Source organism: Janthinobacterium amylolyticum (assembly GCF_051380655.1).
Lineage (GTDB): Bacteria > Pseudomonadota > Gammaproteobacteria > Burkholderiales > Burkholderiaceae_D > Janthinobacterium.
Map to the genome: position 1 here is coordinate 211,472 of NZ_JBNYXL010000006.1, position 13,617 is coordinate 225,088.

Sequence of the window (13,617 nt, forward strand, 5' to 3'; positions counted from 1 at the left end):
GCATGGCACGCATCAGCAAACGCACTGGCTGGCTCGCCGCCGGCATCGGCCTGGGCGTCTGCGCCCTGGCCGGCGCCGCCTGGATGGGCGAGCATGCCGCGCCCGCCGCCCCCGTGGCGGCAGCGCCTGCGGCGGCCGTCGCACCAGCCCCGGCCGCCAAACCCGGTTCGCCCCGCACGGCGGGCAAGGGCGGCACGCCCAAGGCCGGCGACAATCCTTCCTGGAACAAGCTGTCGCGCGCACAGCAGGCGGCATTGCAGCCGCTGGCGGGCGAATGGAACAAGCTGGAAGCCTTGCGCAAGCAGAAATGGCTGGAAATCGCCAGCCGCTTCGCCTCCATGACGCCGGACGAGCAAGCCCGCGTGCATGAGCGCATGCGCGAATGGATCAAGCTGACGCCGGAACAGCGGCGCCTGGTGCGCGAAAACTACACGCGCACGAAGAAGATTGACCCAGGTCAAAAAACCGCGCAGTGGGAGCAATACCAGCAGTTGCCGGAAGAACAAAAGAAAAAACTGGCCACCGAACTGGAACCCAAAAAACCGCTGGGCAAGGTGCCGGCAATCAACTCCAACACCAGCAAGCCGGCCGTGAGCATGGCGCCGGCCACGCCAGCGCTGAACGCCCCCGCCGCGCCGCTGGCCGCCCCTGCCTCCGCCTTGCCGCCTGCCACGTTGACGGCGCCAGCGGCGGCCGACCCTGCCGCAGCCGCCCCGGCCACCACCGTGCCCGTCACGCCACCCACGACTCCTGCCCCACTGCCCGCCAATGCCAAATAGCACACCCGCCACCAGCCTCACCACCCATCCCACGATCAAGCGCCGCCTGATTTCCATGGTGTACGAGTCGCTGCTGGCCCTGGCCGTGCTGTTCCTGCCTTTCCTGGTATTTGAATTGATCGTGCAAGGCGCGCACACGCCGCTGACGGAACACATGCGCCAGTGCCTGGCCTTCCTCGTCATGGGCGCGTATTTCATCCACCAATGGAGCCGTGAAGGACAGACCCTGGCCATGAAGACGTGGCGCTTGCAAGTGGTGCTGCCGGGCCATGCCCACGTGCCGCTGCGCGTGGCCGCCTACCGCTACGTGCTGGCCTGGATGTGGCTGCTGCCGGCCCTGCTGGTGGCCTATCTGTTCGACCTGCAGCACTGGGCGGCCCTGGGCGCCATCGGCGTGGGCATCCTAGCGTGGTCGGCCACGGCCCTGTTCACGGGCAATGGCCAGTTCCTGCACGATAAATTGCTGGGCACGCAGATCGTGCAATTGCCGGTGCCCGCCAAGAAACCAAAGAAAGTCGCCGCCTGAGTTTTTATGCGGCTTGACCTGGGTCATTGAAGCGCCACGGGGGCTCTGCGATCATGGCGTGCCATGAATAATACAGCCCCCCTCCCCCACACACGTTTCGCCAAATACCGCGCGGAAGTCTGCAGCGAAGACGACGTCAGGCATCTGGTCCACACCTTCTATGCGGCCGCGCGCGACGACGCCATGCTGGGCCCCATCTTTGCCGCCGAGGTCAAGGACTGGGACGCCCACCTGGCCACGCTGGTCGATTTCTGGTCAGGTTTGCTGCGCGGCACCATGCGCTACCACGGCAAGCCGCTGGCACAGCACGCGCAAATGGACCACTTGACGCCCTGCATGTTCCGCCGCTGGCTGACCCTGTTCTTCACCACCACGGAAAGCATGGGTAATGCGGCCCTGCAAGAGAAAGCCGACACCATCGCCCTGAATATCGCCGAACGGCTATGGAAAAGCTTTGCGGAAAGCCATGCCATCACGGCGCCGCAAATTTAGAAACGTTCGTAGCCCTGCAGATAACGCCATTGTCCCACGGGCATGGCGCCCATGGAAATGCGGCCGATGCGCAGGCGCTTCATGCCGACGACGTCCAGGCCCACCATCTTGCACATGTGGGCGATCTGGCCCGGCTGCACGTTTTTCAGTGCAAAACGCAGGCGCGTTTCATTCTGCCAGCTGACCTTGATCGGCGGCAAAGGCTTGCCATTGAAGGGCAAGCCGTGGTTCAGCAGCGCCAGGCCATTTTCCGCGATGTCGCCCGATACTTCCACGATGAATTCCTGCTCCACCGTTTTCGCTTCATCGACCAGCTTGCGGGCCACGCGGAAATCCTGCGTAAATACCAGCAGGCCGGAGGCCATGGTTTCCAGCGGATTGGTGATGGTCAGGCCGATCAGATGACGCTTGAGGAAGCGCGTGACGGAACTGGGCGCCACATTGTCGGGCGTGAAGATCTCTTCGGGACGCAGGCAGCCGAGGGCTGGCTTGCCTTCGCTGCCGACACCGCCATTGATGCCTGCCGGCTTGTGCAGCAAAATCGTCACGGGCGGCATCTCATCCAGCGTGGCGTTCGGCAACAGTACCACCTCCTGGTTATCCGCCACGCGCGCACCGGCCTCTTCCACCAGCACGCCATCGACAGTGACCCAGCCGCCCTCGATATACAGCTCGGCCTCGCGGCGCGAACAGGGCACGTCTTCAGACAGGCGCTTGGCCAGGCGGACGGTGGGCATTTCGTGTGGTGTGGTCATGGGGATGCGCAAAAAGCAAGAGGAGGAGAAAGGCGGTATTGTAACCGACCGGCTCCTCCCTCTTGTTGATTGCGCGGGTGTTGGTCGGATTACGCGTTCGTGCGCTAATCAGACCTACGCGACCCGCTTGCCGTTGCTGGTGTTTGTCGGATTACGCGCTGTCGCGCTAATCCGACCTACGCGACCTGCGCGGCCTGCGCTGCCGTGGCGGGTTTGGTAGGTTGGATTAGCGGAACGCGTAATCCAACAATCAGACCTACGCGGCTTGTTGCCGTTGTTGCTGATTACCCGGTGATTGTCGGATTACGCGCTGTCGCGCTAATCCGACCTACGCGACCTGCCCGACCTGCGCGGCCGTGGCGGGTTTGGTAGGTTGGATTAGCGGAACGCGTAATCCAACAATCAGACCTACGTGACCTGCTGGCTGTTGCTGGTGTTTGTCGGATTACGCGCTGTCGCGCTAATCCGACCTACGCGGCCGTGGCGGGTTTGGTAGCCTGGATTGGCGGAACGCGTCATCCGACAAGTCAGGCTGTCGCCTTGGCCAACTCTTCGGCAAAGAAACGGTGGCCCATCTCTTCCAGGCCCAATGTCTGCAGCACTTCCTGCAGGCGCTCGGTCGGACGCTGGCGCGGCAGGTTCTTGTAGCTGGCGATGATCAGTTCATTCTTCATCGAATGCTCCCAGCCCACCAGTTCCGTCACGCTGACCTGGTAGCCGTGCGCTTCCAGTTGCAAACAGCGCAGCACGTTGGTGATCTGGCTGCCGAATTCGCGCGTGTGCAGCGGGTGGCGCCACAGTTCCGTCAGCACATTCTTGCCCAGGCTCTTGCCCTTGTTCTTTTTCAGCACGGACGCCACTTCGGCCTGGCAGCATGGCACCAGCACCATGAACTTCGCCTTTTTCTTCAGGGCGAAGTGGATCGCGTCATCGGTGGCCGTGTTGCAAGCGTGCAGGGCCGTGACGATGTCGATCTGCTGGGGCAGCAAGTTTGACTCCGTCGATTCGGCCACGGACAGCGGCAGGAACGACATGCCGGGGAACTTGAACTTCTGCGCCAATTCCTGCGAACGCTGCACCAGCTCTTCGCGCGTCTCGATGCCGTAGATGTGCGAACCGTCGTTGCCGTTCTTGAAGAACAGGTCGTACAGGATGAAGCCCAGATACGACTTGCCGGCGCCGTGGTCAACCAGCGAGACACCGGGATGGTCCAGCTGCACTTCGCGCAGCAGCGGCTCGATGAACTGCGTCAGGTGGTACACCTGCTTGAGCTTGCGGCGGCTGTCCTGGTTCATCTTGCCGTCGCGCGTCAGGATGTGCAATTCCTGCAGCAAGGCAACCGACTGGCCATCCTTGATCTCGGGCATGTTGCTGGCGGCCGTGATGATGTCCTTCGGCACGGCGACTGCGGTGGCGGCGGTTGCCGCGCCCTTAGCGCGCTTCATCGATCCACGCCATCTGTATCGCTTCAAGCACTTTTTCGCCGCCGCGCGTATGGTCATCGTCGAAGCCGTCCAGCGCCACCACCCAGTTATGCAGGTCGGTGAAGCGCACGGTCAGGGGATCGATGTCCGGATGCGTGTCGAACAGCGCTTCGGCGATCGCGGTGATATCGGACCATTTCATCTTAGTGGCTGCCTTCGCTGACCTGGTTGATCGTGTATTTCGGAATCTCGACGACGAGGTCCGCCTCGGCCACGATGGACTGGCACGACAGGCGCGACACGGCTTCCAGGCCCCAGGCCTTGTCCAGCATGTCTTCTTCCAGTTCCGTCGCTTCGTTCAGGGACTCGATGCCTTCGCGTACCAGCACGTGGCAGGTGGTGCAGGCGCACGATTTTTCGCAGGCGTGCTCGATGTCGATGTCGTTTTCCAGCAGGATGTCGCAGATGGACTTGCCGGCCGGTGCTTCGATGACGGCGCCGTCCGGGCAAAGCTTGGCGTGCGGCAGGATAACGATTTGTGGCATGGTTTCTTCTTTCAGTCTGTCATTCGGAGCGCGGCCGCAGTTTCGGCGGCGCGCTGTTCAATTAGTCTTGTACGACCTGGTCCAGGGATTTGCCCGTCAAGGCAGTGCGCACGCTGCGGTCCATGCGGCGCGAGGCGAAATCCTCGGTGCCGTCGGCCAGCGCTTCAATCGCCAGCTTCAAGGCCTGGTGATCGATGGCGCCGCTCTGCGATTGGGCGATGGCGTCGCGCACGCGCTGCATCAAGCCATCGACAACAACGCGCTCATCCGCGTCGAGCAAGCCGCCGTCTTCATCCAGCGCCGACTGCGTGGCCAGCAGGATGCGTTCCGCTTCCACCTGCTCTTCGCGCAGCGCGCGCGCCACCATGTCGACATCGGCCGAGGTGTAGGAATCCTGCAGCATGCGGGCGATGTCATCGTCGCCCAGGCCGTAGGCCGGCTTGACGCTGATCGACGCTTCCACGCCCGAGCGCAGCTCGCGCGCCGAGACCGACAGCAAGCCGTCCGCATCGACCTGGTAGGTGATGCGGATGCGCGCGGCGCCCGCCACCATCGGTGGAATGCCGCGCAATTCAAAACGCGCCAGCGAACGACAGTCGCTCACCAGTTCGCGCTCGCCCTGCAGCACGTGCACGGCCAGCGCCGTCTGGCCATCCTTGAAGGTCGTGAATTCCTGGGCTCTGGCGCAGGGAATGGTCGAATTGCGCGGGATGATCTTTTCCACCAGGCCGCCCATGGTTTCGATACCCAGCGACAGCGGGATCACGTCCAGCAGCAGCCAGTCGTCGCCGGCGGCGCGGTTGCCGGCCAGCAGATTGGCCTGGATGGCCGCGCCCAGCGCCACCACTTTATCGGGGTCGATATTCGCGTGCGGCGTCGTGTGGAAAAATTCGCTGACGGCGCGCTGCACATGCGGCATGCGCGTGGCGCCGCCCACCATCACCACGCCGTCGACATCGTCCGCATCCACGTTGGCGTCGCGCAGCGCCTTCTTGATGGCGTTCATGGTCTTGGCGACCAGGTGCTGCGTCATCTTGACGAATTCCTCGGCCGTGATGCGCAGGTGGATCTCTTCGCCCGAGTTCAGCACGGCGTCGATCGTCGTTTCGGACTTGGTCGACAGCAGTTCCTTGATTTCGCGCGCCTTCACCAGCAGGATCGCCGTGTCTTCGTCGGACAGCGGCGCCAGCTTGGCGTGCTCGCTGATCCAGCAGAACAGGCGGCGGTCGAAATCGTCGCCACCGAGGGCCGAATCGCCACCCGTGGACAGCACTTCAAACACGCCCTTGCTGAGTTTCAAAATCGAGATGTCGAAGGTGCCGCCACCGAGGTCGTACACGGCGTACACGCCTTCGGACGCGTTATCGAGGCCGTAGGCGATGGCGGCGGCCGTCGGCTCGCTCAGCAGGCGCAGCACGTTGATGCCGGCCAGCTGCGCCGCATCTTTCGTTGCCTGGCGCTGCGCGTCGTCGAAGTAGGCGGGCACGGTGATGACGGCGCCGACCAGGTCGTCGCCGAGGGAATCTTCCGCGCGCTGGCGCAAGGTGGCGAGGATTTGCGCCGACACTTCGACGGGGCTTTTCACGCCGGCCACGGTTTTCAGCTGCACCATGCCAGGCGTATCCTGGAAATCATAAGGCAGGTTTTCCGCGTAAGCGATGTCGGCCAGGCCGCGGCCCATGAAGCGCTTGACGGAAACGATGGTGTTCTTCGGATCGGTGGTTTGCGCGGCCAGGGCCTTGTAGCCGATGTTGGCGTGGCCGTTCGGCAGGTAGCGCACGACGGACGGCAGCAAGGAGCGCCCGTCTTCATCGTTGAGCACCTCGGGGATGCTGTTGCGGACGGTGGCGACCAGGGAATTGGTGGTGCCCAGATCGATGCCGACGGCCAGGCGGTGCTGGTGCGGCGCGGTCGACATGCCTGGTTCGGAAATTTGCAGAAGTGCCATTGTATTCGTGCCTCGATTAATTTTTTGCGTGATGCAGCTGATGCCTGTTGCGCATTATAAGACGCGCGCCAGACTGGCGCTTGGCACGCCGGTCAAGCTATCCGGAGATCAGGCTTCGATCGCCTCATAGGCAAAACGGACTTCCTCGCCGAACTTGTCGAGGAACATCAGGGCGCGCACGCTTTGCGCGGCATTGACATAGTCGGCAGCGTCGAGCTGCGCACCCACCTGGGCCAGCAAGGCCTTGCGTTCGGCGCGCAGCTGGCGGTCCAGCGCGTCGAGCGCGTCGGCATCCTTGCCGGCACGGGCATCGCCCAGCTCTTCGCGCCACTCCATCTGCTGCATCAGGAAGCTCACGGGCATGGCCGTGTTCGATTCCGTCTGCAGGTCGACGCCATTGATTTCGCACAGGTATTGGGCGCGCTTTTGCGGGCTTTTCAGGGTCTGGTAGGCTTCATTGGCGCGCGTGGCCCATTGCATGGCCACCCTTTTTTCGGCGCTGCTGGCATTGATGAAACGGTCCGGGTGGACCTTGCCCTGCACATCGCGGTAGGCAGCGTCGAGCGCGCTCATGTCGAGCGCGAATTGCGCCGGCAACTGGAATAATTCGAAGTGGTTTTGCATAATTGTCGGTGGTCGCTGTACCGCAATCGATGGGTACAGCGCACCGACCGGGGTCTTGCCAGCTATTTAAATCCTGAAAGACTCGCCGCAGCCGCAGGCGTCCTTTTCGTTCGGATTGTGGAACTTGAAGCCTTCGTTCAAGCCTTCGCGCGCGAAATCGAGTTCCGTGCCATCGATGTACGGCAGGCTTTTCGGGTCGACGAAGACCTTCACGCCATGCGATTCGAAGACGCTGTCTTCGGCCGCCGCTTCATCGACATATTCGAGCTTGTAAGCCAGGCCAGAGCAGCCCGTGGTACGCACGCCGAAGCGCAGGCCCATGCCCTTGCCGCGCCGTTCGATATAGCGGTTGATGTGCTTTGCCGCTTTTTCGGTCAGTGTGATCATGTATTTCTCCGCTCCTGCTCCCACATGGGAACAGGTATCAAAATCCAACAAATTCTAGAGTGCCTGAAAAACGTTCAGGGCAAGGCGCATTGCCGAAGGCAGTACGACTAGTACGACAAGGCAATGCAACGCCGCCATGGGCGTTTTCTCAGGCGCTCTTACGCTGCCGGATGACGGGTCTGGTAATCCAGCACCGCTGCCTTGATGGCGTCTTCCGCCAGGATGGAGCAGTGGATCTTCACTGGCGGCAGCGCCAGTTCTTCGGCGATCTGCGTATTTTTGATGGCCAGCGCCTGGTCCAGGGTCTTGCCCTTGACCCATTCGGTCACCAGCGAGCTCGACGCGATGGCCGAACCGCAGCCGTAGGTCTTGAATTTCGCATCTTCGATCAGGCCATCGGCGCCGACCTTGATCTGCAGTTTCATCACGTCGCCGCAGGCGGGCGCGCCGACCATGCCGGTGCCGATGGTTTCATCACCCTTGTCGAAAGCGCCCACGTTGCGCGGGTTTTCGTAGTGATCGAGTACTTTGTCCGAGTAAGCCATTTTGATGCTCCTTTAATATTCTTGCCGGCCCCATTGGCAGGGGCCACGGTGTTGGTTAGTGGGCAGCCCATTGGATGGAATTGATGTCAATACCATCTTTAAACATGTCCCACAGCGGCGACAGTTCGCGCAGCTTGTGTACTTTCGATTTCAGCAGGTTGACGGCGAAGTCGATGTCTTCCTCGGTCGAGAAGCGGCCGATGGTGAAGCGGATCGAGCTGTGCGCCAGTTCGTCGCTGCGGCCAAGGGCGCGCAGCACGTACGATGGTTCCAGGCTGGCCGAGGTGCAGGCCGAACCGGACGACACGGCGATATCCTTGATCGCCATGATCAGCGACTCGCCTTCGACGTAGTTGAAACTCACGTTCAGGTTGTGCGGCACGCGGTGGTCCATGTCGCCGTTGATATAAACTTCTTCGATCTCTTGCAGGCCCTTGGCCAGGCGGTCGCGCAAGGCCAGGATGCGGCCGATTTCGCTGTCCATTTCTTCCTTGGCGATGCGGAACGCTTCGCCCATGCCGACGATCTGGTGCGTTGGCAGGGTGCCAGAGCGCAGGCCGCGCTCATGGCCGCCACCGTGCATCTGCGCTTCCAGGCGCACGCGCGGCTTGCGGCACACGTACAGCGCGCCCACGCCTTTCGGGCCGTAGGTTTTGTGCGCCGTGAAGGTCATCAGGTCGACCTTGGTCTTTTGCAGGTCGATGACGACCTTGCCCGTCGCTTGCGCGGCGTCGCAATGGAAGATGATGCCTTTCGAGCGGCAGAATACGCCGATCTCGTCGATCGGCTGGATCACGCCGATTTCGTTGTTCACCAGCATGACCGACACGAGGATGGTGTCCGGGCGCACGGCCGCGGCCAGCTGCTCGACGGTGATCAGGCCGTTGTCCTGCGGTTCCAGATACGTCGCTTCAAAGCCGATGCGTTCCAGTTCGCGCACCGTGTCGAGCACCGATTTGTGCTCGGTCTTGACGGTGATGATGTGCTTGCCCTTGGTCTTGTAGAACTGCGCCGCGCCCTTGATGGCCAGGTTGTTGCTTTCCGTCGCGCCGGAAGTCCAGATGATTTCGCGCGGATCGGCGTTCACCAGGGCCGCCACGTGGCCGCGTGCCTCTTCCACGGCTTTTTCCGCCGTCCAGCCATACATGTGGCTGCGCGATGCCGGATTGCCGAACTGCTCGCGCAGGTAAGGAATCATCTTGTCGGCGACGCGTGGATCGATCGGCGTGGTAGCCGAGTAATCCATGTAGATCGGGAAATGCGGTGCGGTTTCAAAGTGCATTTGGCCTACGTTTTTTTCTGGGGCGTTCATCAATAACTCCTGCAATCAGCAACTGGTATTTTTGTCATTATCAACCGAGGGCCGCGTGGTTACGGTGCATCACCATCACGCTTTGCTCGGCATTCTTTTGTCTCTGCTGGTCGACCAGGTCCTGCAAGGACACAGAATCCAGATAATCGACCATTTTTTCGTTGAGTGTGGACCACAATTCATGCGTCATGCAGCGCGCACCCGTGGCCGCGTCGGCGCCATGGCAATGTTCCTTGCCGCCGCACTGCGTGGCGTCGAGCGGTTCGTCGACGGCGATGATGATGTCGGCCACCGTCACCTTGTCCGCACGGCGCGCCAGGCTGTAGCCGCCACCGGGACCACGGATCGATTCGACGATCTCATGCCGGCGCAGCTTGCCGAACAGCTGTTCCAGGTAGGACAGGGAAATCGACTGGCGCTGGCTGATGCCGGACAGGGTGACCGGACCCTTGCCCTGGCGCAGGGCAAGATCGATCATCGCTGTCACGGCAAAACGGCCTTTTGTAGTCAGACGCATACATCCTCGGTCAACTGTTCAATAACTGGTTTAAAATATTGCGGTTTTTCAACTCCTCAAACCCTGAGTAGTTGAATGATTTAGTCAAGTATAACAAATTCGGCGGGGTTTGTCAGAGCGCCCCTCGATGACCACAGGGCTGGCAGGGGCATGGCCGGCCGCGCCAGGCGCGGCGGCATCTGGAAAACAACAATCGGAAAATCGCCGGCCTCACGGCACCTGACAAAACCGCCGCGAGCGGGAGGGAGAGGTGGCCGAGAAGCGCAACCGTACTTGGTACGGCGCCGCCGCGCCGGTGAGCATCGCAGGCCACCTATGCCGACGCGCAGCAGGTTTGGTCGGGCGCGATCATCCCCGCAGGGCGGTGCGCACCTTCATCAGTTCAAAGCCCAGCAGGTTCAAGCCGTCCCAGGTGGCAGGATCGGCGATGCGCGGATTATCCGACGCCAGGCCCACGCCCCAGATGCGGTCGACGGGACTGGCTTCGACGATGACGCGCTCGCCCGTGCCCAGCAGAAACTTGCGCAGCGCGGGTTTTTGCGAGAACTTGGCGAAGTTGCCATCGAAGACGATGCCGACGCGCGCCGCCTCCCACACCTTGGCGTCAAAGTTGGCCACCTCGCGCCCCAGTTTCTTGACTTCCGACGGCCGCTCTGCCGCCACGATGCGCGCCTGCACGGCGGTGTCGCCGAACAGGGCGGCCTTTTGCGCCATCATGTAGTGCTCTGCCGTGGCATACGTCACGCCAGCCAGGCTGAACGGCGACGGAAACCACTGGCTGAAACAGCTTTTGTCGGCCACTTGCGGCTGGGCCGGCGTATGGCCCCAGAAATACAGATAGTCGGGCACGCCGCCCGCCGCTATCCACGCCTTCAATTCTTCAGTATTGCTAATTTGCATATTCCCCGGACTTCCGCCAGACAGGCGCCAATTCACTCTCAAGCACGCAACAGCTGCATCGGGCCAAACAGGGCCTGCATGTCGCGATTGCCAATAAAGGACAGATTATACGGATGTTCGGCCGTCACCTGCGGCAGCATTGCCGCCACCGGCAGGCGCTTGACCAGCTCGGCAATCTTGCCCCACAGCACCAGTTGCGGCAAGGTCGCGCCACCCTGCCGCGCCAGCGCTTCCAGCACTACCTGCAGGAAGGGCAGCCAGCCGCGCGCATCCTGCACGGGCGGCACGTGGGCACGGAACACCAGCGCCGCGTTGAGCAGCAGGAAACCCTGCTCCGTCATCTTGCGCTGCAGCTCGGGCAAGGTCTGGATGACGCCGCTGCCGGCCTGCTGCGCGGCCGCCGCCACGGGCGCCATCGCGGCACCGGACGTATCGCCGCCCTGCAGCTGGCCATCGGCCACCAGCAGCATCTTCATGAAGTTGCGCAGCGACGTGGCGCGGTTGACGGGTTTCGACAGGCCCGTGGCCGACCACAGGCTGCCGACGGCGCCATCCATGAAACACACGCCCGTGGCGCTCTCGGCGCGCGGATACGGCCCCTCGCCCACCAGCACGTGGCGCACCTGCGCCAGCGGCAAGGCAAAAGCGGCAAACAGCCTGCCTTGCGTGGGCAGGTAATCATTGGCGGCCAGCGCCGGCAAATAAGCAGGGTCGGCCGCCATCACGGCGTGCAGGCCGCGCAGCAAACTGGGCCGCCAGGAAGCGTGCGCCAGGGACAGGGCATCGGTGATGCTGGCAGGAATGGTCGGAACGGACAGGGAACTGGCGGTCATGGAAGGCATGGTGAATTGCGCAAAGGCAAATTGTAGCGCACGGATGCAAGCTACGGGCCTGCCAGCATTGTTGAAACCACACAGTTGCCATACTCAACAGCAATACCGCAATAGCAACAACACTATCAAAAATTACAATGCATATGCGCCAATAGCGCCCGTCAATGCTAGACTGGTTTCCTTGGAACTTGAGCCATATCAAGAAATAGTGCTTACCGGATTCTCCAATCCACCTACGCTCATTGCGTCCGGGCAAGTTCTAAACAAACTGCCTTTCACATGCATGACCACTACCTGACACGATTGCGCGATACGCCACGCCGGCTCTGGCTGGGCCTGCTCCTATGGCTAGGCTGCGCCATGCCGCTTCCCGTCCACGCGCAAGCGGCGACGGCGCCCGAAACAGCGCACCCGGCGCCGAGGCAGGTGCTGGTGCTGTATTCGCTGGGCAGCGATGCCTCGTCGCTGTGGCAAACGCTGATCCGCAGGGGCATCAGCGCGGAACTGGCGAACCAGAACTGGAGCGCCGCGCCCGGCATCTTTGAAGAACGGCTCGATTCTGTGCGCGTGGGCGAGCAGCCCGCCGTGGCCGGGCTGGAGACCTACCTGCAAACCAAGTACAGGATGGTGCACCTCGACGCCATCATCACGGAAAACTACCTGGCGGCGCAGTTCCTCAGCCAGCACCCGAAGCTGTTTCCCGGCGTGCCGCGCTACTATGTCAACCAGGGACGGCAGGACTGGGCGCCCGGCGACGGCGTCAATCTCGATGTGCGCCACGATTTTCCCAAGGCCATCGCCGTCATGCTGCAAGTGCTGCCGGCGCTGCGCCATATCGCCATCGTCGGCGATGGCAGCGCGCGCGGCCAGGCGTGGATCGCCGCCCTGCGCAGCGCCAGCGCGCCCTACCAGGGCCGCCTGCGGGTCGACTTCTGGGATCACCTGAGCCAGGAAGAACTGCGGCGCCGCACCGAAGCGCTGGGCAGCGGCAGCGCCATCTACCTGCTGCCCGTCTACCGCGACGTGCTGGGCGAGCGCACCACGCCGCCCGACGTGGCGCGCGACCTGGCCTCGCGCAGCGCCGTGCCCATTTTCACCAGCGTCGAATCGCTGATACTGCCCGGCGTGGTGGGCGGCTATGTGATCAGCGGAGAAAAAGTCGGGCGCACCATCGCGCGCATCCTGCAGGGCCGCGCGCCGGACGCCAATGGCATGCAGGCGTATATCTTCGACGATGCCGCCATACGGCGCTTCGGCTTGCGCCAGCTGCCGCCCGAGGCGCGCATCCTGAACCGGCCGCAGGGGCTGTGGGCGCAATACCACTGGCAGATCATCGCCGGGCTGTCGCTGATCGTGCTGCAGGCGGCGCTGATCACGGCGCTGATGCTGGCGCAGCGCAGCCGCCGCGCCACCCTGGCAACCCTGCATGAGGAACGCACGCTGCTCGAGGAGCGGGTCCTGCAGCGTACCTTGGAACTGCTGGTGGCCAATTCGCGCCTGGAGCAGCAAGCCACGACGGACCCGCTGACAGGGCTGGGCAACCGCCGCATGATGACCCTGCGCCTGGGCGAGGAGCTGGAACGCGCGCAGCGCTTCGGCCACACGCTGTCGCTGCTGATGATCGACATCGACCACTTCAAGCGCATCAATGACCGCCATGGCCACGACGCGGGCGACCGCGCCATCGTCGCCGTGGCACAGGTCCTGCGCAGCGTCACGCGCGGCATGGATACGGCGGCGCGCTTCGGCGGCGAGGAATTCGTGCTGCTGATGCCGGAAACGACGCTGCCGGTGGCGCTGGAAGTGGCCGAGCGCCTGCGCATCGCGGCGGCCCACCTGCGGGTGGAGTGCGATGACGGCCAGCTGGTCAATCTGACCATCAGCATCGGCGTGACGTCGAGTGCGCCGCAAGCCACGGCGCCAGCCCGGCGGGAACCGGACAGCCTGACCGACCTGCTGATCCGCGCCGACCAGGCCCTGTACCGCGCCAAGCACGCCGGGCGCGACCGGGTGGAGTGGGCCTGAAGCAC

16 protein-coding genes are annotated in these 13,617 nt (G+C 62.9%); 4 read left to right on the forward strand and 12 right to left on the reverse strand.

The genetic code is table 11. The features are described 5' to 3' along the window. Positions 1 to 2 precede the first annotated feature (2 nt). From ACQ4WR_RS14600 to ACQ4WR_RS14610, 3 genes are all read left to right on the forward strand, one after another. Positions 3 to 779 (forward strand): DUF3106 domain-containing protein, encoded by a 777-nt coding sequence (locus ACQ4WR_RS14600; RefSeq protein ID WP_436488069.1) that lies wholly within the window; start codon positions 3 to 5, stop codon positions 777 to 779. Continuing rightward, positions 769 to 1,305: an RDD family protein gene (locus tag ACQ4WR_RS14605; protein ID WP_436488071.1), complete on the forward strand. Its 537-nt coding sequence runs from the start codon at positions 769 to 771 to the stop codon at positions 1,303 to 1,305. Before ACQ4WR_RS14600 ends, ACQ4WR_RS14605 begins: the two co-directional genes overlap by 11 nt. Before the next feature lie 63 nt (positions 1,306 to 1,368). After that, on the forward strand, positions 1,369 to 1,797 hold the full coding sequence (locus tag ACQ4WR_RS14610) for a group III truncated hemoglobin (protein WP_436488073.1): 429 nt from the start codon (positions 1,369 to 1,371) through the stop codon (positions 1,795 to 1,797). On the opposite strand, the gene ACQ4WR_RS14615 is transcribed toward ACQ4WR_RS14610, so the two are convergent. The 12 genes from ACQ4WR_RS14615 to ACQ4WR_RS14670 form a co-directional block, all read right to left on the reverse strand. Then, positions 1,794 to 2,552, reverse strand: a complete 759-nt coding sequence (locus ACQ4WR_RS14615; protein ID WP_102292508.1) for an rRNA pseudouridine synthase — start codon at positions 2,550 to 2,552, stop codon at positions 1,794 to 1,796. The genes ACQ4WR_RS14610 and ACQ4WR_RS14615 overlap by 4 nt on opposite strands. Positions 2,553 to 3,079: 527 nt before the next feature. Then, the gene (locus tag ACQ4WR_RS14620; protein WP_436488074.1) at positions 3,080 to 3,997 is read right to left on the reverse strand and encodes a class I SAM-dependent methyltransferase; all 918 of its coding nucleotides are present in this window, start codon (positions 3,995 to 3,997) and stop codon (positions 3,080 to 3,082) included. Beyond that, positions 3,984 to 4,178, reverse strand: a complete 195-nt coding sequence (iscX, locus tag ACQ4WR_RS14625; RefSeq protein WP_102292506.1) for a Fe-S cluster assembly protein IscX — start codon at positions 4,176 to 4,178, stop codon at positions 3,984 to 3,986. Before iscX ends, ACQ4WR_RS14620 begins: the two co-directional genes overlap by 14 nt. Position 4,179: 1 nt before the next feature. Beyond that, positions 4,180 to 4,521, reverse strand: coding sequence for an ISC system 2Fe-2S type ferredoxin (fdx, locus tag ACQ4WR_RS14630; RefSeq protein ID WP_034750070.1), 342 nt, complete (start codon positions 4,519 to 4,521; stop codon positions 4,180 to 4,182). A gap of 61 nt (positions 4,522 to 4,582) precedes the next feature. Continuing rightward, positions 4,583 to 6,469: a Fe-S protein assembly chaperone HscA gene (gene hscA / locus ACQ4WR_RS14635; protein WP_436488076.1), complete on the reverse strand. Its 1,887-nt coding sequence runs from the start codon at positions 6,467 to 6,469 to the stop codon at positions 4,583 to 4,585. A gap of 108 nt (positions 6,470 to 6,577) precedes the next feature. Continuing rightward, entirely contained in the window at positions 6,578 to 7,093 is a 516-nt protein-coding gene (gene hscB, locus ACQ4WR_RS14640) for a Fe-S protein assembly co-chaperone HscB (protein ID WP_436488078.1), read from the reverse strand. A gap of 66 nt (positions 7,094 to 7,159) precedes the next feature. Continuing rightward, a complete protein-coding gene (iscA, locus tag ACQ4WR_RS14645; protein WP_034750079.1) occupies positions 7,160 to 7,480 on the reverse strand; it encodes an iron-sulfur cluster assembly protein IscA in 321 nt (106 codons plus the stop codon). Positions 7,481 to 7,638: 158 nt separating this feature from the next. Next, entirely contained in the window at positions 7,639 to 8,025 is a 387-nt protein-coding gene (iscU, locus tag ACQ4WR_RS14650; protein ID WP_034750082.1) for a Fe-S cluster assembly scaffold IscU, read from the reverse strand. A 55-nt stretch (positions 8,026 to 8,080) separates the two neighbouring features. Further along, positions 8,081 to 9,337, reverse strand: coding sequence for an IscS subfamily cysteine desulfurase (locus ACQ4WR_RS14655; protein WP_436488080.1), 1,257 nt, complete (start codon positions 9,335 to 9,337; stop codon positions 8,081 to 8,083). Positions 9,338 to 9,377: 40 nt separating this feature from the next. Further along, the gene (gene iscR, locus ACQ4WR_RS14660; protein WP_065310626.1) at positions 9,378 to 9,854 is read right to left on the reverse strand and encodes a Fe-S cluster assembly transcriptional regulator IscR; all 477 of its coding nucleotides are present in this window, start codon (positions 9,852 to 9,854) and stop codon (positions 9,378 to 9,380) included. A gap of 348 nt (positions 9,855 to 10,202) precedes the next feature. Beyond that, positions 10,203 to 10,754 (reverse strand): riboflavin biosynthesis intermediates N-glycosidase, encoded by a 552-nt coding sequence (ybiA, locus tag ACQ4WR_RS14665; protein ID WP_436488082.1) that lies wholly within the window; start codon positions 10,752 to 10,754, stop codon positions 10,203 to 10,205. Positions 10,755 to 10,792: 38 nt separating this feature from the next. Next, positions 10,793 to 11,596, reverse strand: coding sequence for a uracil-DNA glycosylase family protein (locus ACQ4WR_RS14670; RefSeq protein WP_436488084.1), 804 nt, complete (start codon positions 11,594 to 11,596; stop codon positions 10,793 to 10,795). 351 nt (positions 11,597 to 11,947) lie between these two features. Between ACQ4WR_RS14670 and ACQ4WR_RS14675 the strand changes: the two genes are divergently transcribed. Then, the gene (locus ACQ4WR_RS14675) at positions 11,948 to 13,612 is read left to right on the forward strand and encodes a diguanylate cyclase (RefSeq protein WP_436488085.1); all 1,665 of its coding nucleotides are present in this window, start codon (positions 11,948 to 11,950) and stop codon (positions 13,610 to 13,612) included. The last annotated feature ends 5 nt before the right edge of the window (positions 13,613 to 13,617 follow it).

Bases quoted from the DNA above. Each gene is read 5' to 3' on its own strand.
- ACQ4WR_RS14600 (WP_436488069.1), top strand. From the start codon at position 3: ATGGCACGCATCAGCAAACGCACTGGCTGGCTCGCCGCCGGCATCGGC.
- ACQ4WR_RS14605 (WP_436488071.1), top strand. From the start codon at position 769: ATGCCAAATAGCACACCCGCCACCAGCCTCACCACCCATCCCACGATC.
- ACQ4WR_RS14610 (WP_436488073.1), top strand. From the start codon at position 1,369: ATGAATAATACAGCCCCCCTCCCCCACACACGTTTCGCCAAATACCGC.
- ACQ4WR_RS14615 (WP_102292508.1), bottom strand. From the start codon at position 2,552: ATGACCACACCACACGAAATGCCCACCGTCCGCCTGGCCAAGCGCCTG.
- ACQ4WR_RS14620 (WP_436488074.1), bottom strand. From the start codon at position 3,997: ATGAAGCGCGCTAAGGGCGCGGCAACCGCCGCCACCGCAGTCGCCGTG.
- iscX (WP_102292506.1), bottom strand. From the start codon at position 4,178: ATGAAATGGTCCGATATCACCGCGATCGCCGAAGCGCTGTTCGACACG.
- fdx (WP_034750070.1), bottom strand. From the start codon at position 4,521: ATGCCACAAATCGTTATCCTGCCGCACGCCAAGCTTTGCCCGGACGGC.
- hscA (WP_436488076.1), bottom strand. From the start codon at position 6,469: ATGGCACTTCTGCAAATTTCCGAACCAGGCATGTCGACCGCGCCGCAC.
- hscB (WP_436488078.1), bottom strand. From the start codon at position 7,093: ATGCAAAACCACTTCGAATTATTCCAGTTGCCGGCGCAATTCGCGCTC.
- iscA (WP_034750079.1), bottom strand. From the start codon at position 7,480: ATGATCACACTGACCGAAAAAGCGGCAAAGCACATCAACCGCTATATC.
- iscU (WP_034750082.1), bottom strand. From the start codon at position 8,025: ATGGCTTACTCGGACAAAGTACTCGATCACTACGAAAACCCGCGCAAC.
- ACQ4WR_RS14655 (WP_436488080.1), bottom strand. From the start codon at position 9,337: ATGAACGCCCCAGAAAAAAACGTAGGCCAAATGCACTTTGAAACCGCA.
- iscR (WP_065310626.1), bottom strand. From the start codon at position 9,854: ATGCGTCTGACTACAAAAGGCCGTTTTGCCGTGACAGCGATGATCGAT.
- ybiA (WP_436488082.1), bottom strand. From the start codon at position 10,754: ATGCAAATTAGCAATACTGAAGAATTGAAGGCGTGGATAGCGGCGGGC.
- ACQ4WR_RS14670 (WP_436488084.1), bottom strand. From the start codon at position 11,596: ATGCCTTCCATGACCGCCAGTTCCCTGTCCGTTCCGACCATTCCTGCC.
- ACQ4WR_RS14675 (WP_436488085.1), top strand. From the start codon at position 11,948: ATGCCGCTTCCCGTCCACGCGCAAGCGGCGACGGCGCCCGAAACAGCG.